Here is a 21962-nt window from a genome sequence, read left to right as displayed (position 1 = left end):
CGCCCCTGGCTGTGGTGCGATCGTCGACGGCTGGGACACTGGCGACGTCATGAGCAGCGAGCAGACCCAGTCCACCGGCACCCCCGGGCGCTACCAGCGGTCGGCGGCCGGCCTGGTCGTCTCCCTGGTCGTCACCGTCGCGGCGATCGGCGCGCTGCTCTACTTCATGGGCGCCTTCCGGCCCGACTTCGAGGCCAAGCCCACCGCGGTCGACTACCTCGACACGGTCGAAGCGCTGCAGCTGTCCGACCAGCACCCGGTCTACCCGGCGGCGCTGCCGGACGGCTGGATCGCGACCTCGGTGACGGTGCCGACCGAGAAGGAGCCCTTCTTCATGGTCGGCATGCTCAACGACGACGACGAGTTCGTCGCCGTCCGGCAGGAGGACGCCTCCTTCGGGGCGATGCTCGCCGGCTCCGTCGACGAGGAGACCGAGCCGGCCGACGGCTACACCGTGCCCGCCTCCGTGGGACGCCCGGTGGCCCGCGACTGGGAGGGCTACACCGACGCCGGCGGCGACACGGCCTATCTCGCCGAGGTCGGCGACCAGACCGTGATGGTCTTCGGCTCGGCGCCCGCGAAGGACCTGCACGCGGTCATCGACGCGCTCACCGCGGCGAAGATCCGCCCCTAGCCCTCAGTCCTCGTCGCCCTGGCCGAGCACCGCCTCGAGCCGCTCGCGCGCCCCGTCGATCCAGTCCTGGCAGACCGTGGCGAGCCGCTCGCCGCGCTCCCAGAGCGCGAGCGACTCCTCGAGCGTCGTACCGCCGGCCTCGAGCTGGCGGACCACCTCGACGAGCTCGGCGCGCGCCTCCTCGTAGGACGGGGTCGCGGCGTCGGTGGTCGCGTCAGTCATGGCTCTCCTCGATGGCGGTGGTGGTCACGTGGATGCGGCCGTCGGCGACCCGCACGCTGAGGGCGGCCCCGGCGGCGATGCCCTCGACGCTGGTGACGACGTGGCCGTCGGCGTCCTGCAGCACGGAGTAGCCGCGCTGCAGGGTGGCGAGCGGCGACAGCGCCTGCACCCGGGCACGGTGGTGGTGGACGTCGTCGGCGGCGCGGTCGAGCTGCCACTCGAGCTGGCGCCGGATCCGGGCCCGCCAGTCGTCGAGCTCGGCGGCGCGGACGTCGAGGAGCGAGGTCGGGTCCGCCAGGGACGGCCGCGAGCGGAGGGCGTCGAGCTGGGCCTGCTCGCGGTCGAGCCGGGCGACCACGGCCTGGCGAAGCCGCACCCTGGCCTCGACGACCCGGGCGCGCTCCTGGGCCATGTCGGGCACCACGATCTTGGCCGCGTCGGTCGGCGTGGACGCGCGCCGGTCGGCGACGAGGTCGAGCAGCGGCGAGTCGGGCTCGTGGCCGATGGCCGACACGACCGGCGTCCGCACCGCGGCCACGGCGCGGATCAGCCCCTCGTCGGAGAAGGGCAGCAGGTCCTCGACGGATCCGCCGCCGCGGGCGATGACGATGACGTCGACCTCGGGGTGCGCGTCGAGGCGGCGGACCGCCTCGATCACCTCGGCGGCCGAGCGGTGGCCCTGCATGGCGGCGTACGCGATCTCGAAGCGGACGGCCGGCCACCGGCGGGTGGCGTTCTCGACGACGTCGCGCTCGGCGGCGGACTTCGGCGCGGTCACCAGCCCGACCCGGACCGGCAGCGCCGGCAGCGGCCGCTTCAGCTCCTGGGCGAAGAGGCCCTCGGCCGCCAGCAGCTGCCGGCGCTGCTCCAGCCGGGCCAGCAGCTCGCCGAGGCCGACCAGCCGGATGTCGCGCGCCTGCAGCGACATCGAGCCGCGGTTGGCGTAGTACGACGGTTTGGCGTGGATGACGATGCTCGCGCCCTCCTCGACGCGGGTCGGCAACCCGTCGAAGAGGACCCGCGAGCAGGTGACCGGGACCGAGATGTCGGCGACCGAGTCGCGCAGCGTCAGGAACACCGTCTGCAGCCCCGGGCGGCGGCTCACCTGGGTCACCTGGCCCTCGACCCACACCGGACCGAGCCGGTCGATCCAGCCGGAGATCGCATTCGCGATCGCCCGGACCGGAGCCGGCTTCTCGAGGGAGGTCTCCAGCGCCACGGCGGCGAGCCTAGCCGCCGCCGTTTGGGACGCGCGGTGCTGGAGACGCTCGAGAGGGTGACGGTTCCGCCGTGGTCGCTCCGGGAGACGCCGGCCGCACGTCACGACATCGAGCCAGGGAGCAAGAGATGACCGACCGCACGTACGAGAACCTGCCCACCCTGATCGGCGAGCTCAAGCGCTCTGCGATCGACGCCTACATGAAGTCGCAGGGCTGGCACATCGACGACGGCAACAAGTACCACCTCGGCGACAACTACGTCACCCGTCCGGGCGGGGACGGCCAGGGTGGCGGCGACTGGAGCTGGAGCGGCTTCTGGGACATCGGCAACGAGGGCCAGGACGCCAAGTGGCGCGCCGCCTTCGACTCGGTCCGCTCGAACATCGACTCGACGTTGAAGAAGTGGCTCGACCTCCCGGACACCGCGACGCTCCTCGCCGACGACATCGAGCAGATGCGCCAGGCCAACCGGCTGCTGTCCTTCTCCCCGTCGGGCGGCACGGGCGGCGGCAACATCCCCGGCTACCTGCAGGGCATCAACTCCAACCTGCACGCGATGTCGGGCACGACCATCGCGACCTTCAAGGCCGAGTTCCTGCTCCAGCTGGAGAAGGCCATCGGGGGCCACCACGGCATCACCGTGATCCTCGGCGGGGCCCTGGCGGCCACCAACGAGATCTGGATCCGTGCCCGCAAGACGGTCGCCGACATCGTGGGCGAGACGCAGAAGGCGCTCGACGCCTATGCGAACGGCGGCGGGATCAGCTGGGAGGTGGTCCTCCAGGTCGCCGGGTACGCCGTCGAGGGCGTCGGCCTCTTCGCGACCGGTGGTGCCTCGACCGCGCTCAAGGGCGCCGGGCAGGGCCTGAAGATCCTGACCGACACCACCACCAAGAAGGGCGAGAAGGCGACCACGCCCTCGCTCGACTACGAGGGCCTGATGAAGGGCCTGGGCAAGGCGCTCGACGACCTGTCGAACGCGATCAAGGCCGAGGAGGACGCCCTCGCCGAGAACCTCACCACCAACATCGGCAAGGTGCGGGCCGACCAGAGCTCCTACGACCTCAAGCGGCCGGCGCTCCTCGACATCAGCGACGACTCGCAGGCGAACATCATCATCATCACCCGCGCGCTCGTCGACGAGATCACCAGGACCTACCTGCCCCTCATCGCCGACGACCTCGACTCGGCGCGGAGCCAGGCCTACCTGGCGACGTACGAGGCCTACCGCGACGGCAGCATCGGTCGTGGCTACAACGGCATCAGCTCGGAGTTCTCCGACTTCCAGTGGATCCTCATCGACCTGATCCGCGACCTCTCGTGGGAGACCCGCAACGGCGCGAAGACCCTCGAGCTCGCGATCGAGGACATCGGCCGCGCCGACACCGACGCGGAGGACGCGCTCGAGGCGCACCACCGCAAGGTGAAGGAGGGCAGCGGCGCGACTCCGTGGGACTGATCGCGTCCGCACCTCCTAGGATTCTCGGGTGCGCCTGCGGATCGACCTCGCCTACGACGGCGGAGACTTCCGTGGCTGGGCGGCCCAACCGGGCCTGCGGACCGTGCAGGGCGAGCTGACGATCGCGCTCACCACCGTGCTGCGGGTCCCCGAGGGGTCGCTCCAGGTGACCTGCGCCGGCCGCACCGATGCGGGCGTGCACGCCCGCGGCCAGGTCGTCCACGTCGACGTACCGGAGGACCCGGAGGAGGGCTCGCCGGCGGCGGCGCGCTATCTCACCCAGCTCGACGTGCTCGTCCGACGGGTCAACGGCTTCCTGCCCCGCGACGTCCGGGTACGCCGCATCACGCCCGCGCCGGAGGGCTTCGACGCGCGGTTCGCCGCCCTGTGGCGCCGCTACGCCTACCGGATCGTCGACGACCCGGCCCGTGTCGACCCGCTGACCCGCAACCACGTGCTCGCGTGGCCGCGCGAGCTGGACGTGGCGGCGATGGACGAGGCCGCCGCGTCGCTGGTCGGCCTCCACGACTTCGCCGCCTTCTGCAAGCAGCGCGAGGGCGCGACGACGATCCGCACGCTGCTCGCCTTCGGCTGGACCCGGTCCGACGACGGCCTGCTGACCGGCCACGTGCAGGCCGACGCGTTCTGCCACTCGATGGTGCGCGCGCTGGTGGGCTGCATGGTCGCGATCGGGGAGGGGCGCAAGGACCCCGCCTGGGCGCGGGAGATCCTCACCGGCCGGCGCCGGGACCCGGGCGTGGTGGTCGTCGCTGCCCACGGGCTCACGCTGGAGGAGGTTGCCTACCCGGCCGACGCCGACCTGGCCGCCCGGGTGGAGCTCACGTCGGCGCGTCGTACCGGCGTCGGGGAGAGCGGGGACCACGAGTGAGCGACGAGCACTACTTCTCCGCCGATCCCTCGGTCGCCTTCCAGCGCGCACCCGTCGAGACGGAGGTCTGGGGACACGAGCTGCGCCTGGCCAGCGGCTCCGGCGTGTTCGCCCAGGGTCGGCTCGACATCGGCACGTCGGTGCTCTTCCGGGAGACCGAGCCGCCCGCGGGCGGGAGGATCCTCGACCTCGGCTGCGGGTACGGCGTCATCGGGCTCGCCTGCGCGATCGCCGCTCCGTCGGCCGTCGTGACCGCCGTCGACGTCAACCAGCGCGCGGTGCTCCTCGCCACCGAGAACGCGGAGTCCCTGGGGGTCGCGGACCGGTTCACGGCATCGGTGCCCGAGGAGGTGCCGGCCGACGCGGAGTTCGACGAGATCTGGTCGAACCCGCCGATCCGGATCGGCAAGGCCGCCCTGCACGAGCTGCTGCTCACCTGGCTGCCGCGCCTCGCGCCGGGCGGTCGCGCGGTGATGGTCGTCGGCAAGAACCTCGGCGCCGACTCGCTGCAGCGCTGGCTGGGCGAGCAGGGCTTCCCGACCGAGCGGGTCGCGAGCGCGAAGGGCTTCCGGGTGCTCGAGACCCGCCGCGCCTGACCGCGCTGCTCCTACAGTGGCGCCATGGCCACCGAGTTCACCGTGCGCGGGTCCTACAGCGCCTTCCAGCGCCCCGAGCGCGGCACCGCCCACGTCACCCTGTCGTGCGAGGGTCCGAAGCCCCAGCCCGTGTACGACCGGGTCGTCGCCGACCTCGACGCCGTGAAGTCCTCGATCAAGGCGCTCCACGACCCGAACCAGGGACCCGTCACCTGGTGGTCCACGAAGCACGTGCGCACGTGGGCGCAGCGGCCCTGGAACCAGGACGGCAAGCAGCTCCCGCTCGTCCATCATGCGAGCGTCGGCGTCGAGGTGAAGTTCCGCGACTTCGACGCCCTCGGCCGCTGGGTCAGCCAGCACGTCTCCTCGACGCAGGGCTTCGGCCTCGACGGCGTGGTCTGGGCCCTCACCGAGAACAACCGCCAGGACCTCGAGCGCGCCGTCCGCACCCGCGCGGTGCAGGACGCCGCCCGCCGGGCCCAGGAGTACGCCGACGCGCTCGACCTCGGTCCCGTCCGGCCGGTCGCGGTCGCCGACGCCGGCATGCTCGGCAACGGCCTGCACGTCGCCGGCGGCGGTGCCGCTCCCTACGCCCGGATGGCAGCGGCGAAGGACAGCTCCGGCGGCGCCGAGCTCGAGCTCTCGCCCGAGGACATCGAGGTGTCGGCCGAGGTCGACGCCCGCTTCGTCGCCGGCTGAGCTGCCCGCCGATGCCTGCTCCCACCCTCTCCGACGTCGCCCGGCTGCTCGACCGCCGCGGCGAGCTCACCCACGAGCGCGCGGCCGTCCTGCAGCTCGCGACGGCTCCCGACCGTGCGGAGCGCTACAAGTGCACGCACCCCGAGCTCGGCGGCGCCGGCTGGTCGCACCCGTGGCCGGACGAGGAGATGTACCCGCACGCCTGCTGCCGCGAGCACGAGCACTGCCCGGCGGAGTGGGCCAGGTCGTCGGTCAGGGAGTGACCCGCGCCTGCGCGAGCACCTCCGCCGCAGGGCCGGTCGCCGGCAGGCGTCCCCAGAGGACCAGCAGCAGCTCGCTCGCGGGTGCGGCGAGCTCGACCTCGTCGGACTGCGCGCCGTCCCCGGACGGCTCGAGGACGACGGACCGGGCCAGGTCGGTCGCCGTCAGGCGGACCGGCGCGGGCAGCGGATCGGTGCGCCCGAGCCGCACCTGGCGCGGGTAGAACACGGTCGCGACCTCCTCGACGCCGTCCCACGCGAGCTCGGGGTCGATGCCCCAGGCGTCGGTCGCGCGCTGGGAGGCGAGGGCGTCGTACAGGTGCATGGTGACCTCGTGGACCTGCCGGCGACGCCAGAAGCCGCTGGTCCGGTCGGCGCCGAAGGTCCACGCCGGGGCGTCCGGCGCAGCCCCCCGCAGCGCGTCGAGGAGCACCCCGGCGGCCGCGCGGTAGCCGGCGACGAGCGCGTCGCGGTCGAGGCCGGGCGGAGGGGAGTCGCCGTCCGGCGTACCAGCGGTGACGGCGTGGGCCGCCCAGGCATGGGTCCAGCGGGTGTGCTCGCCGAGGTCGGCCAGCGTCCACCCCGGACAGGTCGGTACGTCGGCGTCCAGGTCGCCCGTGGCGAGCACGTCGGCGAACCGTCCGGTCGTGCTCTCGAGCAGGTCGATCCACTCCATGGCGCGATCCTCGCAGGGTGGCCCGGGCGAGGGCTGTGGGAGGGTCGCAACAGGATCGGCGGAACCAGCGTCGGAAGGGTGTGAAGGCATTGATCCCGGACGAGGTGGCCCGCACCGGCCCGCCTGCGTTCGACAGCTGGGTGGCGGCCCGTGGGCCCGCGCTGCTGCGGCTCGCCTACGTCCTGACCGGCAACGCGGCCGACGCCGAGGACGTGGTGCAGGACGCGCTCTCGCGCGCCCTCCCGCGCTGGGAGCGGATCGTGCAGGCCGACGACGTCGATGCCTACGTGAAGCGGATGGTCGTCAACGCGCACACGTCCTGGTGGCGCAAGTTCCGGCGCCGCGAGTCGCCGTCGTCGTCGGTCCAGCCCGGAGGGACCGTGGCCGGCCCCGGCGACGGGCCCGCCCACGACGAGCGCCAGCGGCTCTGGGCCGCCTGCCGGGCGCTCCCCGAGGCGCAGCGCACCGCGGTGGTGCTGCGCTACTACGAACAGCTCGAGTACGACGAGATCGCGGCGCTCACCGGCGTCGCCGAGGGCACCGTCCGCTCGCGGGTCTCCCGCGGCCTCGCGGTGCTGCGCGCCGGGTACGGCGCCGATGGAGGTGGGTTCGATGAGTGACCTCGAGCAGGAGCTCGCCGGTGTGCTGGCCGGCGTCGCCGAGCAGGCCCCGGGTGCGGTCGGGCTTGCCGACGCCGCGCGGCGCCGCCACCGGGGACGCCGCCAGCGGCGGCTCGCGGTCGGCGGGGCCGCGGTGGCGCTGGTCGTCGGGTTCGGCGCGGTGCTGGTCGGCGGGCTCGGCGACGACCGGGCCGTGGATCCCGTCGACGACCCCGCTCCGCAGGGGTGGCAGACGATCAGCCAGGACGACGTACGGGCCGAGGTGCCCGCGGACTGGCGGCAGGTGACGTGTGGCGAGGGGGAGGTGCCACGGTGGTCGCCGCCTTCGGCGGATCCGTGCGCTGAGTGGCGCGGTGCTGCCTTCTTCGGCAGCGCGCTCTACGACAGCATGGTCGGCCCGGGCGTCCTGGCGGACGGGGAGGACGGACGTTCAAGCGGCTACGTGACCGCGGGAGACCTCGTCCTGAGCGTCGGTGCCGTCGACCGCGACCTCGCCCGCCGGATCCTCGCGACGGCGCGGGTCGGCGGCCAACCGGTCGTCGACGGCAGCACGTGGGTCTCCTTCGACCGGGGCGCGCTGTCGTACGAGGTCCCGGCCTGGTGGGGCCTCGGTGAGGACGCCGACAGGAGGGGCTACTCAGTCTGCGCCGTACCGGCGAAGGGGCAGGAGGCGCCGGCGCCCGAGCAGGTCGACGCCTCGCACGTGGTGGTTCGTCAGGTGGTCGGAGACCGGATGGTGACGGCCTCGGCGCCGACCCAGGCCGTCGCCGAGCTGGTGCTGGCGACGGTCGAGGTGGACGGGCGCGCCCGCAGTGACGCGTCTTGTGCACCTGAAGACTTCTCCGTTGGACTGCTGCCGGGCGAGTCGACTCCGGGCGCCGGGACCGCCGAGCCCTCGGGTGTGTCGGTGGTCGAGGTCGAACACGACGGCGTCACCTTCGGCATCCTCGACGGCTGGCGGGAGAAGAGTTGTGGAGGGTTGGTCCAGTACACACCGGGCCCTGCCTGTCGGAGCATCCAGCAGAGCGACGGCATCCAGTTCCTCGACGCGAGCTCCTTCGAGCCGGCGATGGATGAAGGGGTCCTGCGCCCTGGTGGCTCCAGCGCGAGGCGGCTGTGGGCCGGTTACGTGCTGCGGGGGCGATGGGCCGTGCTCGTCGTCCACCCCGACAAGGAGACAGCGCAGACCCTGCTCGGCCTGGTCCGCTGAGCCGGACATGCCTCATGCCCCGCCGGGTCGGGCGGGGTGTGGGGCTTGGTGGTCAGTAGCCGTCGAGGATCGTCGTGCCGGCCGGGCCGACGTGGAACAGGTGGCCGTGTGGTGACGTCCAGAGGTAGTGGCCGGGCGTGATGACGAGGTAGCGCCATTGGCTGTGGGTCTTGGCGCGGTGGTGGCGTCGGCAGAGGGGGGTGAGGTTGCAGGGGCACGTCTCGCCGCCCTGGCCGTGGGGTTTCGCGTGGTCGAGGTCGCAGCGGACTGCCTGCTGGGTGCAGTTCGGGAACCGGCAGGTGTGGTCCCTCAGTCGGACGCGGCGTTGGTGGCGGTCGGGGATCTCGTAGGAATCGACCGGGATGCAGTCGGCCAGGTTGATGACCGGCCGGACGATGACGGTGGTCGTCGGGGCTTGGAGCCATTCCTTGACCTGCTCGAGCTGGACCGGTGACCTGGTCTCCTCGCACCGCCCGACCGTGTTGTCGCCGGTGAGGGCGGTGTCGGTGATGTGGACGTTCAGCTCGACTCGTCGTCCGGGTGATTGGGCGATGACCTCGCCGGTGTCGTCGTCGGTGATCAACAGGTCGAGCGCGAGGTCGCGGCGGGCGATCGCACCGACCGCCTTCGCTCGCCGTACGTCGAGGGAGTCGGTGTCGCCGAGCCGTCCGCGCAGTGCTGCTTCGCGGGCGACGGCTTGGTTGAAGTCGTGGCCGTCAGCGGCGTCGAGGTAGGCGTCGAGGTGGACGCCGCCGTGGGCGTCGACCTCGTCCATGTGGACGTCGCAGTGACGGTGCTCGTTCGCCTTCTGCCGCTCGGCCTCGGCGCGTTCGGGGTCGAACCGCAGCATCGCCTCGGTGACGAGGCGTTCGATGAGTGCCCAGGACACGGTTCCGACCGCGATCGAGAGCTGGTGGTCGACGAACGCTGCTGCTTCGGCGGCGAGGCCGTGGGTGAGCTCAGCGACTCGCAGCGCACGCCAGGGCTCGACCTTCCCGGCGAGGACGGCGGCGTAGAGGTCGGGAAGCCGCCACGCGCACTCGATGATCTTGCCGACGTAGGCACGTCCACCGTCCGGTGACCTGCCGAGGACGGCGATGAGCTCCATCAGCTGGAACTCGCTGACGAGGGGTGCGCCGGGGCCGGCGATCGGGACACCGGTGTCGAGGTAGCCCTCGGTCAGGGTCGCGGCGCCTTCGACGGTGTGGACGATGTTGGCGTCGGCCCACGACGTGATGGCCTTCCACTCGCGGACGATGAGGGCGTCGCGGAGGTCGACACCGTCACGGATCTCGGACAGCAGCGAGGCTGTCGAGACAGCTGTCGCGGTACCGCTGGTTCCGAGATCCATGACTGGATTCTCCCATCCACGTCCGACACAACGAGGCGACGGAAACCCGACTGTGGACAGGGGAAAGTGCCTCGCCGGGGTGTGCAGAACAAGTGGCGCAACGAGTGAACACGAGGCTTTCGGGCCGCACCCGACCGCCGGAACCCAGCCCCGCACCCAGCCTCCTCGTCGCTGCGCTTGAAGACCCGACCACTCACCCGACCGCAGGGCACAGCAGGTGCACCGGGGCCAGGGGTCTCGTGACGGTCGCTGCGCGACCTCCTCGACCACCGGGGGGCGGGGTACAGCAGGTGCACCGGAGCAAGGGTCTCGTGACGGTCGCTGCTCGACCTCCTCGACCACCGGCGGGCGGGGCGCAGTGGGTGCATCGGAGCCAGGGGTCTCGTGACGGTCGCTGCGCGACCTCCTCGACCAGCGGACGAAATCGGTCGCGCCCGACCACCGCACCACGGACAATCGTGGCTTGTGGGTCACGTAGAGGTCGCCGGCGTCCGGTACGAGCTTCCCGACGGTCGGGTGCTCCTCGACGACGTCTCCTTCCGGGTCGGCGAGGGGGCGAAGGTCGCGCTGGTCGGTGCCAACGGGGCGGGGAAGACGACGCTGTTCCGGATCATCACGGGCGACCTGACGCCGCACGCCGGCGCCGTCGTACGCAGTGGCGGGCTGGGCGTGATGAGCCAGATGGTCGACCGCGGGCTGGGGGAGGACCCGACGGTCGCGGACCTGCTGCTGGCCCTCGCGCCGGAGCGGGTACGACGCGCCGCGGCCGAGGTGGACCGCTGGGAGCTCGCCCTGATGGACACCGACGACGAGGCGACCCAGCTCTCCTACGCCACCGCGCTCGCCGAGTACGCCGACGCGGGCGGCTACGACATCGAGGTGATCTGGGACGTCTGCACCGTCAAGGCGCTCGCCGTGCCCTACGACCGTGCCAAGTACCGCCGGCTCGCCACCCTGAGCGGCGGCGAGCAGAAGCGGGTCGTGCTGGAGTACCTCCTCGCCGGACCGGAGGAGGTGCTCCTCCTCGACGAGCCGGACAACTTCCTCGACGTGCCCGGGAAGATCTGGCTGGAGCAGCGGATCGCCGCCTCGGACAAGACGATCCTGTTCATCAGCCACGACCGCGAGCTGCTGTCGAACACGGCGACGCACGTGGTGACCGTCGAGCTCGGCGCGGGCGGCGCGGGCAACAGTGCCTGGACGCACGCGGGCGGCTTCACGTCGTACCACGAGGCCCGCAAGGACCGCTTCGCCCGCTTCGCCGAGCTCCGGCGCCGCTGGGACGAGGAGCACGCGAAGCTCAAGGCGCTGGTGCTGCGGCTAAAGATCAAGGCGGAGTACAACGACGGCATGTCGTCGCAGTACCGCGCGGCGCAGACCCGGCTCCGCAAGTTCGAGGAGGCCGGTCCGCCGACGGAGCAGCCGCGCGAGCAGCAGGTGACGATGCGCCTGTCCGGCGCCCGGACCGGCAAGCGCTCGGTGGTCTGCGAGGACCTCGAGCTCACCGGGCTGATGAAGCCCTTCGACCTCGAGGTCTGGTACGGCGACCGGCTGGCCGTGCTGGGCTCCAACGGCTCCGGCAAGTCCCACTTCCTGCGCCTGCTGGCCGCGGGAGGCAGCGATCCCGACGTCGAGCACCGCCCGGTCGGCGAGGTGGAGATCGCGCCGGTGCGGCACAGCGGCCGAGCTCGGCTCGGCGCGCGGGTGCGGCCCGGCTGGTTCGTGCAGACCCACGAGCACCCGGAGCTGACCGGCCGCACGTTGCTGGAGATCCTGCACCGCGGTGACGGCGACCCGAACGGCCGCAAGGGCATGGGGCGCGAGCAGGCGGCGCGGGTGCTGGACCGCTACGAGCTCGCGGCGAGCTCCGAGCAGCGCTTCGAGTCGCTGTCCGGCGGCCAGCAGGCGCGTTTCCAGATCCTGTTGCTGGAGCTGTCCGGCGCGACCCTGCTGCTGCTCGACGAACCGACCGACAACCTCGACGTGCAGTCGGCCGAGGCGCTGGAGGAGGGCCTCGAGGCGTTCGAGGGCACGGTGGTCGCGGTGACCCACGACCGCTGGTTCGCCCGCGGCTTCGACCGCTTCTGCGTGTTCGGGTCGGACGGCTCGGTCTACGAGTCCGACGAGCCGGTGTGGGACGAGGGTCGCGTGGAGCGGGTCCGGTGAGCGCCGGGCCGAGGATCGTCGAGCTGACCGGAGAGGACCCGGAGGCGATCCGCACCTGGGCGGCGGTGACCGAGGCCTCGTTGCGCCACGAGGTCGGCGACAGCGCGACGGCGTGGGCGTTCGAGGAGCTCCTGGCGGTCGTCCGCAACCCGTCGAGCAAGCGCGACGAGCGCTTCCTCGCGGCGTACGACGGCGAACGGCTCGTCGGTACGGCCTGGCTCGCGATGCCCCTGCTCGACAACCTCGACAGCGCGATGCTCGACGTGCACGTCGACCCCGCCCTGCGCCGCCGTCGCATCGGCTCTGCGCTCCTGGCGCGGGCGGAGTCGATCGCCGTGGACGCGGGGCGGACCCTCGTCGACGCCGAGGCGCAGTTCGCCCACGATGCTCCGGCCGACGGCGCCGGCACCTCGGGCCGGGAGTTCCTCGTCGCCCACGGCTACACGTTCGGCATCGGCAACGTGCAGCGCAGCGCCCCGCTCCCGATGCCCGACGACGTGCTCGACGCCCTGGCGGCCGAGGCCGCGCCCCACCACGAGGGCTACCGGCTGCGGTCGTGGGCGGGCCCGGTGCCGGACGAGCTGGTCGAGGGTTGGCTCGCCGTCGCCAGCACGCTCAGCACCGAGGCGCCGACCGGTGACATGCAGCGCGAGGCGGAGACGGTCGACGTGGCCGCCCACCGCGACGACGAGGCGCTGGTCGCGGCCCAGGGCCGCACGTCCTGGCGGACCGTGGCGCTGACGGCGGCCGGCGAGGTCGTGGCGTACACCGAGATCGTCGTCCCCGACCACGATCCCCGCTTCGTCTACCAGTGGGGGACGCTCGTGCGCGACGACCACCGCGGCCACCGTCTCGGCGTCGCGGTCAAGGTCGCCAACCACCGGTCCCTGCAGGCCGGCGCCGACGTGGGCGGGCGGCGCGTGGTGACGTGGAACGCCGAGGAGAACGGCCCGATGATCGCGATCAACGAGCGCATGGGCTTCGTCCCCACGGCGCGGATGGCGGAGATGCAGAAGCGGCTCGCCCGCTAAATCACTTGGTTCCGCCCCGGGCGAGTGCGACGGTGGACGGAGTCACCGACCGCGACGGAAGGACCGCCCCATGGCTGCGAACGAAGCGAACGAGGACCTGAAGGCCAGGATGCGCGAGGCCCTCGACCGCAAGAACCGCAAGGAGAAGGGCGTCCACGAGGACGGGCCGGTCCGCGAGAAGGCGCACGGCTCCGAGGTCGTCGGCGGTGCCCCGAAGATGCACCGCCGCAAGGCCGGTGGCGGCGGCTCCTGACGGAGCCGTGGATCAGCCGTCCGAGCCGAGCTCGAGCTCGGTCGTGTCCTCCTTGCCGTTGCGGAGGTAGGTCACCTTGACGGTGTCGCCGGGGCGGTAGGACCGGACCGTGGCGATGAGCGCCTCGGTGTCGTCGATGCGGTGGTCGTCGATCGCGGTGATCACGTCACCGGACTCCAGACCGGCCTTGGCCGCGGCCGAGCCCTTCTCGAGCTCCTCGATCCGAGCACCGGTGAGCGTGGTGTCGCTCGACCCGGCACGCCCGGCGACGTCGGAGACCTGGATCCCGAGCCGGGCGTGGGTCGGGGTGTCGCCCGCGCGCAGCTGCTCGATGATCGGCAGCACCTCGTCGATGGGGATCGCGAAGCCGAGCCCGATCGAGCCCGACTCGGCACCGGCGCCGGAGGACGTCGAGCGGATGGACGCGTTGATGCCGACGAGCTGGCCGTCCATGTTGACGAGCGGACCGCCGCTGTTGCCGGGGTTGATGGCGGCGTCGGTCTGGATGGCCGGGTAGGCCGTCACGTTGCCGTCCTGGTCGCGCGCCACCTCGACCGGGCGGTCGAGGGCGCTGACGATGCCGCTGGTGACGGTCGCGTCGAGGCCGAACGGCGACCCGATCGCGACGACCTGCTCGCCGACGTCGAGGTTGCCGGACTTGCCGATCGTGATCGGGGTCAGGTCCTTGACCCCCTCGACCTTGACCAGCGCGGTGTCGGTCAGCGGGTCGGTGCCGACGACCGTCGCCCTGGCCTTCGTGCCGTCGCTGAACGAGGCGGTGACCTCAGCCTGCTGGGCGGAGATCTGGCCGCCGAGGGTCACGACGTGGTCGTTGGTGAGGATCATCCCGTCGTCGTCCAGCACGACGCCCGAGCCGCTCCCCGACGAGCCGGACCCCGAGACCTCGAGGGCGACGACGGAGGGCAGCACCTTCGAGGCGACGGCCTCGACGCTGCCGGAGGCTGCCGGCTGATTGCCGTTGTCGGCGACCTGCAGCGGAGCGGAGCCGCCTCCACCGGAGCTGTCGGGACCGTTGACGGCGTCGTAGATCGCCGCCCCGCCGACCCCGGCCCCGCCCCCGACCAGCAGCGCACCGGACAGCACGAGGGCCGCGAACGTCGATCGACCGGGCCGCTGGGAGTTCGGGGTCGGCGGCGCGGTGAACGGCGGGAGGAACGGCGGTGCCGGCGGGGTCGGCGGCTGCGAGGACGGCGACGGGGGCAGGACCTGGGTCATGTCCTCTACTGTGGCGACGGGGCCTGTGAGCGCCCTGAGACGCCGTTGAGCATTCACCCAGACTCTCCTCCCACTAGGGTCGGGGGCGTGTCCGACCCCCAGCCGAGCCCCGACGCGGGCGTGGTCGCCCTGGTCCCGGCCCGCGGTGGCAGCAAGCGGATCCCGCGCAAGAACGTCAAGCCGTTCCGCGGCGTCCCGCTGCTGACCCGGGTCGTGGGCACCCTGGTCGAGAGCGGGATCTTCGACCGGGTGGTGGTCTCGACCGACGACGACGAGATCGCCGCGATCGCCGAGGCCGCGGGCGCCGACGTGCCCTTCCGCCGGCCGGCCGAGCTGTCCGACGACCACACCGGCACCCGGCCGGTCATCCAGCACGCGATCCGCGAGCTCACGGCTGCCGGCCAGGCGGTGGACGAGCTGTGCGTGGTCTACCCCGCGGCGGTGTTCGTCAGCGGCGACGACCTGGCCGCGGGTCGGGAGAGGCTGAGGTCGTCCGGCGCGCAGTTCGTGATGTCCGCGGCGTCGTACGCGGCGCCGGTGCAGCGCGCCCTGGCGGTCGGGGAGGACGGCTGGATGCACATGCTCTGGCCGGAGTTCGCGCTCACCCGCAGCCAGGACCTGGTCGAGGCCTACCACGACGCCGGGCAGTTCTACTGGGGCACGGTGGACGCCTGGCTGACCGGGCCCTCGGTGCTCGCCGCGCGCACGGTGCCCCATGTGCTGCCGCACTGGCGGGTCCAGGACATCGACACCCCCGAGGACTGGGAGCGCGCCGAGCTGATCCACCGGCTCGCGGAGTCCGAGGACTGACGCTCGTGGCACCGGTCGTCCTGGTCCGTGCCGATGCCGGCCCCCGCATCGGCAGCGGCCACCTGGTCCGCCAGCTCGCGCTCGCCGACCTGTTGGCCGCCCGCGGCGCCGAGGTCGTCGTGGTGACCACCGGCGACGACCCGAGGATCACGGCGGCCGGGCACCGCAACCTCACCGTGCCCGAGCAGGCCGACGCCACCGGACGCCCGTGGCCGGTCGCCGCCCAGCTCGCCGACGCCCGGGCGACCATCGAGCGCGCCGGGGGAGCGGTCGACGTGGTCGTCGTCGACCACTACGGCCTCGACCACGTCTGGGAGGCGGAGGTACGCCGCATCGCGGACCGGGTCGTCGCGGTCGACGACCTCGCCGGGCGGCGTCGCGAGGTGGACCTGCTCGTCGACCACAACTGGTACGGCGCCGGCAGCGCCGGCCGCTACGACGGCACCGTGCCCGACGGCTGCGAGCTGCTGCTCGGTCCGCGCTACGCCCTGCTGCACCCGGCCTACGCCGAGCTCCGGAAGGAGTCGTCCCCGGCCGCCGTGCCGCCGCGACGCCTGCTGGTGTCCTTCGGCGGCACCGACCCGGCGGGGGAGACCCGGACCGTCCTGGAGGCGCTGCGCGGCCGCCCGGCGTTCGAGCGGGTCGAGGTGGTCGTGGGCTCGCGCGCGGCGCTCGCGCCCGGCCTCGAGGACCTGGTGGCCGACGTACCGGGGGCGGAGCTGCACGTCGCGCTGCGCTCGCTGGCGCCGAGCCTGCAGCGCGCCGACCTCGCCATCGGGGCGAGCGGCACCGCGACCTGGGAGCGGATCTGCCTGCAGGTGCCGGCGATCGTCACGACGACCGCACCGCACCAGTCCGGCGTGACCCGGGCGCTCGCGGAGGCGGGCCTGACGACCTGGGCAGGTCTCGTCGGCGAGGTCGGCGTCGACGGCTACCGCGCCCTGCTCGACCGGGCCGCGGAGGGTGCACTGCCCCTCCCGCCCCCGCTCGTCGACGGGTACGGCGCCGCGCGGGTCGCCCACGCCGTGCTCCCCACGCGTCCGACCGGTCCCGACGACGGGCTGCGGCTCCGACTCGCGGGGCCGGAGGACGCGCCGGTCGCCGTCGCGCGCGGCGACGACCCGGCGGGGTGGGTCGCAGCAGGGAACCGATTCGCGTCGGATCTCGTCGTTCCGGACGTGGTGGTGGTCGTGGTCGAGGTCGACGGCGTGCCCTCGGCCTGTCTCCGGGTCACCCGGGACGGCCCCGATGTGGACTCGATAAACCATATCGATATACTCGACAAACGTGCCGCCGGGATCATGGACGACGTCCTCGATCGGTTAGTGTGGCCGTGCAGCGAAGGAGAGCCGACACGGCTCGCAGCGCTCGTTCCGGGACAGGGCGGGCGATGACGGATCAGGAACGAGGGAGCAGGATGCCGCGCTCCGCGCTCATTCTCGGAGCGCTGCCGGGACAGGCGGACGCCATGCACCGGCTCCGCGCTGCCGGGTGGCGGGTCTACGCGTGCGGACACGTCCGCGAGGGCGCCGGCGTCGCGGCCGCCGACGAGTTCTTCGTCGTCGACATCCTCGACCCCGCCGGTGTCGCCGCGCTCGCGAAGGAGCTGGCCGTCGACGTCGTCTACTCCGTCGGCTCCGACATCGCGATGCCGACCGTCGCCGCGGTCAGCGAGCAGCTCGGCCTGCCGCTGTTCCACTCGCCGGCCGTCACCGAGACGCTCCACCGCAAGGACCTCCTGCGGGGCTTCCTCACCAAGAACGGCCTCAGCCCGGTGCCGCACCAGGTCGTGCGCACCGCCGCCGACCTCACCGGCTTCGTCGCCTACCCGGCGATCGTCAAGCCGGTCGACAACCAGGGCCAGCGCGGCATCACCATCGTCCAGGACCACGACGAGGCCGTCGCCGCCCTGCCCGCCGCGCTCGCGTCGTCGCGCAACGGCGCGGCGGTCATCGAGCAGCTGCTCGAGGGCCCCGAGTTCTCCGTCCACGTCTTCGTCGTCGACGGCGTCGCCCACCTGCTGCTCGCCTCCGACCGGCACGTCTGGGAGGGGCCGCTGACCGGGATCCCCAGCAGCCACACGATGCCCTCGCGTGAGCTCGACGACGTCACCTCCGCCCAGGTCAAGGGCCTCATCGACGCCTTCGTGGCCGCCCTCGGCGTGACCAACGGACCGCTGTACTTCCAGATGATCCTCACCAGCGACGGTCCCCGGATCGTGGAGGTCGCGCCGCGCCTCGACGGCTGCCACCTGTGGCGCCTGATCGAGGTGCACACCGGCTTCGACCTGATGATGACCGTCTTCGACGTGCTGTCCGGTGGCGAGTGGCCCGGCGACCCCGAGCTGCCGACCGGCGTGCACCACACGCTGCGCTTCCACCTGACCGACCCGAAGATCCCCTTCGAGCCGGCCGACCACAGCTTCGCCGACCTCGGCGAGGTGGTCTTCGAGGAGTTCCACACCGAGCCGGGTGAGCTCGCCCGCGACGTCAACGGCACGGTCGCGCGGCTCGGCTACGCGATCACGCGCGACAACGATTGAGGGCCCGCGCTTGAGGATCGTCGTCACCGGCGCGCGTGGCTTCCTCGGGGGCCACGCCGTCACCCACCTCCGCGCCCAGGGGTACGACGTCGTGCCGCTCGGCCGGGGTGAGGACGGCCTGCTCCGCCGGCTCGACGAGCCGGCCCTCACGGCGAGCCCCGCCCCGGCGCCGGCCGAGCTGCTCGCCGGCGCCGACGCGGTGGTCCACCTCGCGGCCCGGAGCGTCGACAGCCTCGCGACCCCGCTGGCGTCGTACCTCCCGGCGAACGTGGCGCTGACCGAGGAGCTCCTCCGCGCGGCCGTGGCGGCCGGTGTCGGCCGCTTCGTGCTGGCCTCCTCCCGGCTGGCCTACCCCGGCCACCTGCGCGGGCCGATCCGCGAGGACGAGCCGGAGGGCCCGGACACCTTCTACGGCCTCAGCAAGCGGATGGGCGAGGACGTCCTCGCGCTCTACGCCCGCACCTCGGGCATCGGCACGGTCGCGCTGCGGATCGCGCAGGTCGTCGGACCCGGTGACGGGGGCCGCGGCGCGCTGCCGCGCCTCGCCGCCCAAGGGCTCGCCGGCGGTCCGCTGACGGTGTCCGGCAAGGGCGCCGTGGTCCGCGACTTCGTCGACGTGCGCGACGTGGCGACGGCGCTCGAGCTCGCCGCCACCCGCCCCGGCCTGCCCAGCCCGCTGGTCGCCAACATCGGCACCGGAGGCTTCTCGGTCGCCGAGATGGCCCGCGAGGTCGCCGCCCAGTGCGGCCTCGGCGACGACGCGGTCGTCTTCGAGCCGGTGGACCGGGAGGACACCTCGGAGTACCGCCTCGACACGACGCGCGCCCGCGACCTGCTGGGCTGGACGGCGTCGTACGGGCTCTCCGCGATGGTGCGGGAGCGGGTCGGCCATGGCTGAGCAGACCGCCACCGCCACCCGTCCGGCCGCGGTCACCGCCGACGGCTACCGCCTCGGCCAGCGCCCGGCGCTCGACGGCCTGCGCGCCATCGCGGTGGCGATGGTCCTCTTCAACCACACCGCGCTGCCCCACAGCGGCACCGCCGGCACCGTGGGCGTCACGGTCTTCTTCGTGCTGTCCGGCTTCCTGATCACCCGGCTGCTGCTGGAGGAGTGGGACACCCGCGACGACATCTCGCTCTCACGCTTCTACATCCGCCGCGCGCTGCGGCTGATGCCGGCGATGGTGCTCTACGTCATCGTCACGGCCGTCGTCGCGATCCGGTACGACGAGCGGCTGGAGCAGGTGCTCTGGGCGGGCCTCTACGTCACCAACATCGTGCGCACCCTCGGCGAGTACGTCACCCTCACGCCGCACACCTGGTCGCTGGCCATGGAGGAGCAGTTCTACCTCGTCTGGCCGGCCCTGCTGATCGGGCTGCTCAGCGTGCTGCGCCTCAGCCGGCGCGGACTGGCGCTCGCGCTGGTCGCGATGATCGGGCTGTCGCTCGCCTACCGCTACTGGCTGATCGACACCGGCGCCAGCCTCCAGCGGCTGCACAACGACCCCCTCGTCGTGTCGTTCTCGCTGCTCGTCGGCTGCCTGCTCGCCGTCGTCGTCGCCTGGCGCGGCTGGCGCTTCCTCGGCGGGCTGGCCTTCGCCGCCTCGCTCGCCGTGCTGGTCTCGCTGTGCGGGCAGGACAAGGGCGTGTGGGTCTACGGGCTGATGGTGCCCGCGACCACGCTCGCCTCCGCGGTCGCGATCCTGGTCGTCGTACGCGACGGGAAGGGGCCGCGCTGGGTGCACGCCGTGCTCACCTGGGCGCCGCTGCGCGGGCTCGGCAAGATCTCCTACGGCCTCTACCTGTGGCACTACACCGTCTACTACGTCGTCAAGCAGCAGCTGCCGGGCGCCGAGACCTCGCAGGTCTGGACCCGCGTCGTCGTCGAGGTGCTGCTCTCCGTCGCGGTGGCGACCCTCTCCTACCACCTGATCGAATCCAAGTTCCTCAAGCTGAAGGACAGTGCGCGATGGTCGACACGAGTACGGAGCTGACCGACTGGAGCGGGATGGTCGACGACCTCCTCGCCGGCATCGAGCAGCGCGACCCGCTCTACACCCCCACGAACTTCTGGGGCCCGGGCGTCGAGCAGCTGCTCGGCGACCTCCGCAAGCGCGGCCTGCCGACCTTCAAGTCGTGGCCGTCCTCGCGCAGCTGGTTCTACCCGCGTTACGGCGACGGGTACCCGGGCAAGGCGATGCAGAAGATGATCGAGGCGTCACAGGTCGCCAACCCGGCGGTCAGCGAGGCCCGGATCCGCTCCATCCTCGGCGGCAGCATCGAGGCCCGCCGCGACTACCACGCCGTCCAGCTCGCCTGGGACCAGGAGCGCTGGCCCTTCGACCTGCTGTCGTACGGCGAGAACGAGCTCGGCAACGCCCAGCGCTTCCGCTTCACCGGCACCGACGTCGGCTGGAGCCGCCCCTACCTCAACTACCTGCTCTGCCTCACCGCGCTGAGCAAGCACGTCGACGCGCCACCGCGCTCCTTCCTGGAGATCGGCGGCGGCTTCGGCGTGCTCGGCGAGATCGTCACCCAGCGCGACCCGGACGCCCGGTACGTCGACGCCGACATCCCGCCGCTGGTCGTGATCACCGCGTGGTACCTCACCCAGATCCTCGACCGGCCGGTCCTCACGCCCGCCGACCTGCCGGACGGCGGGTTCGAGGTGCCCGCCCACGGCACCATCCCGAGCTGGCGGCTGCCCGACCTGCGCAGCGACTACGAGGTGTTCGTGAACTCCTTCTCCTTCCAGGAGATGGAGCCCGACGTGGTGAGCAATTACGTCGACCTGGTCGCCGCGCGCGGCGTGCGTTACGCCGTCTCGCTGAACTCGCGTGCCGGCAAGCGGCGCGCCGAGGCCGGCCGGGCCGGTGGCGCGATCGAGCCGGTCACCTCGCAGTTCATCGTCGACGCGTTCGCCCGGCACGGCTTCGAGGTCGCCGGCCGGTACGGCGAGCCGCTGATCCAGTCGGCCGGCGAGCTCGTCGTGCTCCGGCGGGCCTGAGGGCGTGGCCATGCAGATCGGTGGCATCCCGGTCGGCCGCGACGCCGACCCGTTCGTGATCGCGGAGATCTCGGGCAACCACCACGGCTCGCTCGACCGGGCGCTCGCGATCGTCGACTCGCTCGCGGGCTCCGGCGTGCACGCGGTGAAGCTGCAGACCTACACCGCGGACACGATGACGATCGACGTGGACCGCGAGGAGTTCACGATCCAGAACCCCGGCTCGCTCTGGTACGGCCGGACCCTGCACGACCTCTACTCCGAGGCGATGACGCCGTGGGAGTGGCACGAGCCGATCATGGCCCGCGCCCGCGAGCACGGGATGCTCTGCTTCAGCTCGCCCTTCGACCGCACCGCCGTCGACTTCCTGCTCGGGCTCGACGTGCCCTGCTTCAAGATCGCGTCGTCGGAGATCATCGACATCCCGCTCATCCGCTACACCGCGGCCACCGGCAAGCCGCTCATCATCTCCACCGGCATGGCCACGCTGGAGGAGATCGAGGACGCCGTCGCGGCGGCCCGGGAGGGCGGCTGCGAGGACCTGGTGCTGCTCAAGTGCACCACCAGCTACCCCGCCCGGCCCGAGGACTCGCACCTGCTGACGATCCCCGACCTGCGCGAGCGCTTCGGCTGCGAGGTCGGGCTGTCCGACCACAGCCTCGGCGTGGGCGTCGCCGTCGCGGCCGTCGCGCTGGGTGCCGTCGTCCTCGAGAAGCACATCACGCTCGACCGCAACGACGGCGCCGTCGACAGCCCGTTCTCGCTCGAGCCGCCGGAGTTCGCGCAGCTCGTCACGGAGACGGCGGCCGCGCGGGTCGCCCTCGGCGAGGTCCGCTACCAGCCGACCGAGGCCGAGGAGGGCGCCCGCGGCCGTCGCCGCTCGCTCTACCTCGTCGAGGACGTCGCCGCCGGCGAGGTGCTGACCGAGCAGAACCTCCGCAGCATCCGCCCGGGCTCCGGCCTGCCGCCGAAGCACTGGGACGAGGTCCTGGGCCGCCGCGTCCGCGAGGCGGCCCCGCGCGGTACGCCGCTGACCTGGGACCTGCTCGCGGACTGAGCAGGCCCCGGGCCGAGCGTCGCC

23 protein-coding genes are annotated in these 21962 nt (G+C 72.7%); 18 read left to right on the top strand and 5 right to left on the bottom strand.

Going from position 1 to position 21962, the window contains the following annotated elements:
* Nucleotides 1-49 precede the first annotated feature (49 nt).
* Entirely contained in the window at nucleotides 50-634 is a 585-nt protein-coding gene (locus tag BJ993_RS04940; protein WP_179647948.1) for a DUF4245 family protein, read from the top strand.
* A 3-nt stretch (nucleotides 635-637) separates the two neighbouring features.
* Here the strand turns inward: BJ993_RS04940 and BJ993_RS04935 are convergent, their stop codons facing one another.
* On the bottom strand, nucleotides 638-856 hold the full coding sequence (locus tag BJ993_RS04935; RefSeq protein ID WP_036551186.1) for an exodeoxyribonuclease VII small subunit: 219 nt from the start codon (nucleotides 854-856) through the stop codon (nucleotides 638-640).
* Nucleotides 849-2075 carry an exodeoxyribonuclease VII large subunit gene (gene xseA, locus BJ993_RS04930; protein ID WP_036551189.1) on the bottom strand — a complete coding sequence of 409 codons (1227 nt, stop codon included), beginning with the start codon at nucleotides 2073-2075 and terminating at the stop codon, nucleotides 849-851. The genes BJ993_RS04935 and xseA overlap by 8 nt, the downstream gene beginning before the upstream one ends.
* 128 nt (nucleotides 2076-2203) lie before the next feature.
* Here xseA and BJ993_RS04925 point away from each other — a divergent pair, with 128 nt between their 5' ends.
* From BJ993_RS04925 to BJ993_RS04905, 5 genes are read left to right on the top strand one after another with little or no spacing between them, the layout of a single operon-like run.
* Nucleotides 2204-3535 carry a hypothetical protein gene (locus BJ993_RS04925; protein ID WP_036551192.1) on the top strand — a complete coding sequence of 444 codons (1332 nt, stop codon included), beginning with the start codon at nucleotides 2204-2206 and terminating at the stop codon, nucleotides 3533-3535.
* 28 nt (nucleotides 3536-3563) lie between these two features.
* Entirely contained in the window at nucleotides 3564-4424 is an 861-nt protein-coding gene (gene truA, locus BJ993_RS04920; protein ID WP_179647947.1) for a tRNA pseudouridine(38-40) synthase TruA, read from the top strand.
* Complete coding sequence (locus BJ993_RS04915) at nucleotides 4421-5020, top strand: class I SAM-dependent methyltransferase (protein WP_179647946.1); 600 nt, start codon at nucleotides 4421-4423, stop codon at nucleotides 5018-5020. The genes truA and BJ993_RS04915 overlap by 4 nt, the downstream gene beginning before the upstream one ends.
* A gap of 24 nt (nucleotides 5021-5044) precedes the next feature.
* On the top strand, nucleotides 5045-5719 hold the full coding sequence (locus BJ993_RS04910; protein ID WP_179647945.1) for an SIMPL domain-containing protein: 675 nt from the start codon (nucleotides 5045-5047) through the stop codon (nucleotides 5717-5719).
* An 11-nt stretch (nucleotides 5720-5730) separates the two neighbouring features.
* A complete protein-coding gene (locus tag BJ993_RS04905; protein ID WP_036551200.1) occupies nucleotides 5731-5982 on the top strand; it encodes a hypothetical protein in 252 nt (83 codons plus the stop codon).
* Here the strand turns inward: BJ993_RS04905 and BJ993_RS04900 are convergent.
* The gene (locus BJ993_RS04900) at nucleotides 5972-6655 is read right to left on the bottom strand and encodes a maleylpyruvate isomerase family mycothiol-dependent enzyme (protein ID WP_179647944.1); all 684 of its coding nucleotides are present in this window, start codon (nucleotides 6653-6655) and stop codon (nucleotides 5972-5974) included. The genes BJ993_RS04905 and BJ993_RS04900 overlap by 11 nt on opposite strands.
* 80 nt (nucleotides 6656-6735) lie before the next feature.
* On the opposite strand from BJ993_RS04900, the gene BJ993_RS04895 reads away from it, so the two are divergent.
* Both BJ993_RS04895 and BJ993_RS04890 read left to right on the top strand, forming a co-directional pair.
* Nucleotides 6736-7275: a SigE family RNA polymerase sigma factor gene (locus BJ993_RS04895; protein WP_179647943.1), complete on the top strand. Its 540-nt coding sequence runs from the start codon at nucleotides 6736-6738 to the stop codon at nucleotides 7273-7275.
* Nucleotides 7268-8485, top strand: coding sequence for a hypothetical protein (locus BJ993_RS04890; protein WP_179647942.1), 1218 nt, complete (start codon nucleotides 7268-7270; stop codon nucleotides 8483-8485). Before BJ993_RS04895 ends, BJ993_RS04890 begins: the two co-directional genes overlap by 8 nt.
* Nucleotides 8486-8537: 52 nt before the next feature.
* Here the strand turns inward: BJ993_RS04890 and BJ993_RS04885 are convergent, their stop codons facing one another.
* Entirely contained in the window at nucleotides 8538-9836 is a 1299-nt protein-coding gene (locus BJ993_RS04885; RefSeq protein ID WP_179647941.1) for an HNH endonuclease signature motif containing protein, read from the bottom strand.
* A 465-nt stretch (nucleotides 9837-10301) separates the two neighbouring features.
* On the opposite strand from BJ993_RS04885, the gene BJ993_RS04880 reads away from it, so the two are divergent.
* The 3 genes from BJ993_RS04880 to BJ993_RS04870 all read left to right on the top strand — a co-directional run bounded on the left by BJ993_RS04880 (nucleotide 10302) and on the right by BJ993_RS04870 (nucleotide 13286).
* On the top strand, nucleotides 10302-12002 hold the full coding sequence (locus tag BJ993_RS04880) for an ABC-F family ATP-binding cassette domain-containing protein (protein ID WP_179647940.1): 1701 nt from the start codon (nucleotides 10302-10304) through the stop codon (nucleotides 12000-12002).
* On the top strand, nucleotides 11999-13033 hold the full coding sequence (locus BJ993_RS04875; protein ID WP_179647939.1) for a GNAT family N-acetyltransferase: 1035 nt from the start codon (nucleotides 11999-12001) through the stop codon (nucleotides 13031-13033). The genes BJ993_RS04880 and BJ993_RS04875 overlap by 4 nt, the downstream gene beginning before the upstream one ends.
* 70 nt (nucleotides 13034-13103) lie before the next feature.
* Complete coding sequence (locus tag BJ993_RS04870) at nucleotides 13104-13286, top strand: DUF5302 domain-containing protein (protein ID WP_036551209.1); 183 nt, start codon at nucleotides 13104-13106, stop codon at nucleotides 13284-13286.
* Between the two features lie 12 nt (nucleotides 13287-13298).
* Here BJ993_RS04870 and BJ993_RS04865 read toward each other — a convergent pair whose 3' ends face one another.
* The gene (locus BJ993_RS04865; protein WP_179647938.1) at nucleotides 13299-14522 is read right to left on the bottom strand and encodes a S1C family serine protease; all 1224 of its coding nucleotides are present in this window, start codon (nucleotides 14520-14522) and stop codon (nucleotides 13299-13301) included.
* Nucleotides 14523-14609: 87 nt separating this feature from the next.
* On the opposite strand from BJ993_RS04865, the gene pseF reads away from it, so the two are divergent.
* The 7 genes from pseF (at nucleotide 14610) to pseI (ending at nucleotide 21938) form a co-directional block, all read left to right on the top strand.
* Nucleotides 14610-15332 carry a pseudaminic acid cytidylyltransferase gene (gene pseF, locus BJ993_RS04860; protein WP_218864607.1) on the top strand — a complete coding sequence of 241 codons (723 nt, stop codon included), beginning with the start codon at nucleotides 14610-14612 and terminating at the stop codon, nucleotides 15330-15332.
* A gap of 5 nt (nucleotides 15333-15337) precedes the next feature.
* The gene (gene pseG / locus BJ993_RS04855) at nucleotides 15338-16726 is read left to right on the top strand and encodes a UDP-2,4-diacetamido-2,4,6-trideoxy-beta-L-altropyranose hydrolase (protein ID WP_179647937.1); all 1389 of its coding nucleotides are present in this window, start codon (nucleotides 15338-15340) and stop codon (nucleotides 16724-16726) included.
* A gap of 74 nt (nucleotides 16727-16800) precedes the next feature.
* Entirely contained in the window at nucleotides 16801-17874 is a 1074-nt protein-coding gene (locus BJ993_RS04850) for an ATP-grasp domain-containing protein (protein ID WP_179647936.1), read from the top strand.
* 10 nt (nucleotides 17875-17884) lie between these two features.
* Nucleotides 17885-18772, top strand: coding sequence for an NAD-dependent epimerase/dehydratase family protein (locus tag BJ993_RS04845; RefSeq protein WP_179647935.1), 888 nt, complete (start codon nucleotides 17885-17887; stop codon nucleotides 18770-18772).
* A complete protein-coding gene (locus tag BJ993_RS04840; RefSeq protein ID WP_036551212.1) occupies nucleotides 18765-19868 on the top strand; it encodes an acyltransferase family protein in 1104 nt (367 codons plus the stop codon). Before BJ993_RS04845 ends, BJ993_RS04840 begins: the two co-directional genes overlap by 8 nt.
* Nucleotides 19844-20881, top strand: a complete 1038-nt coding sequence (locus BJ993_RS04835; protein ID WP_179647934.1) for a putative sugar O-methyltransferase — start codon at nucleotides 19844-19846, stop codon at nucleotides 20879-20881. The genes BJ993_RS04840 and BJ993_RS04835 overlap by 25 nt, the downstream gene beginning before the upstream one ends.
* Before the next feature lie 10 nt (nucleotides 20882-20891).
* A complete protein-coding gene (pseI, locus tag BJ993_RS04830) occupies nucleotides 20892-21938 on the top strand; it encodes a pseudaminic acid synthase (RefSeq protein WP_179651980.1) in 1047 nt (348 codons plus the stop codon).
* Nucleotides 21939-21962 lie beyond the last annotated feature (24 nt).

This window comes from Nocardioides aromaticivorans (assembly GCF_013408525.1).
GTDB lineage: Bacteria > Actinomycetota > Actinomycetes > Propionibacteriales > Nocardioidaceae > Nocardioides > Nocardioides aromaticivorans.
Note: the sequence above shows the minus strand (reverse complement) of the source record. Positions and strands in the feature narration are given on the sequence as shown.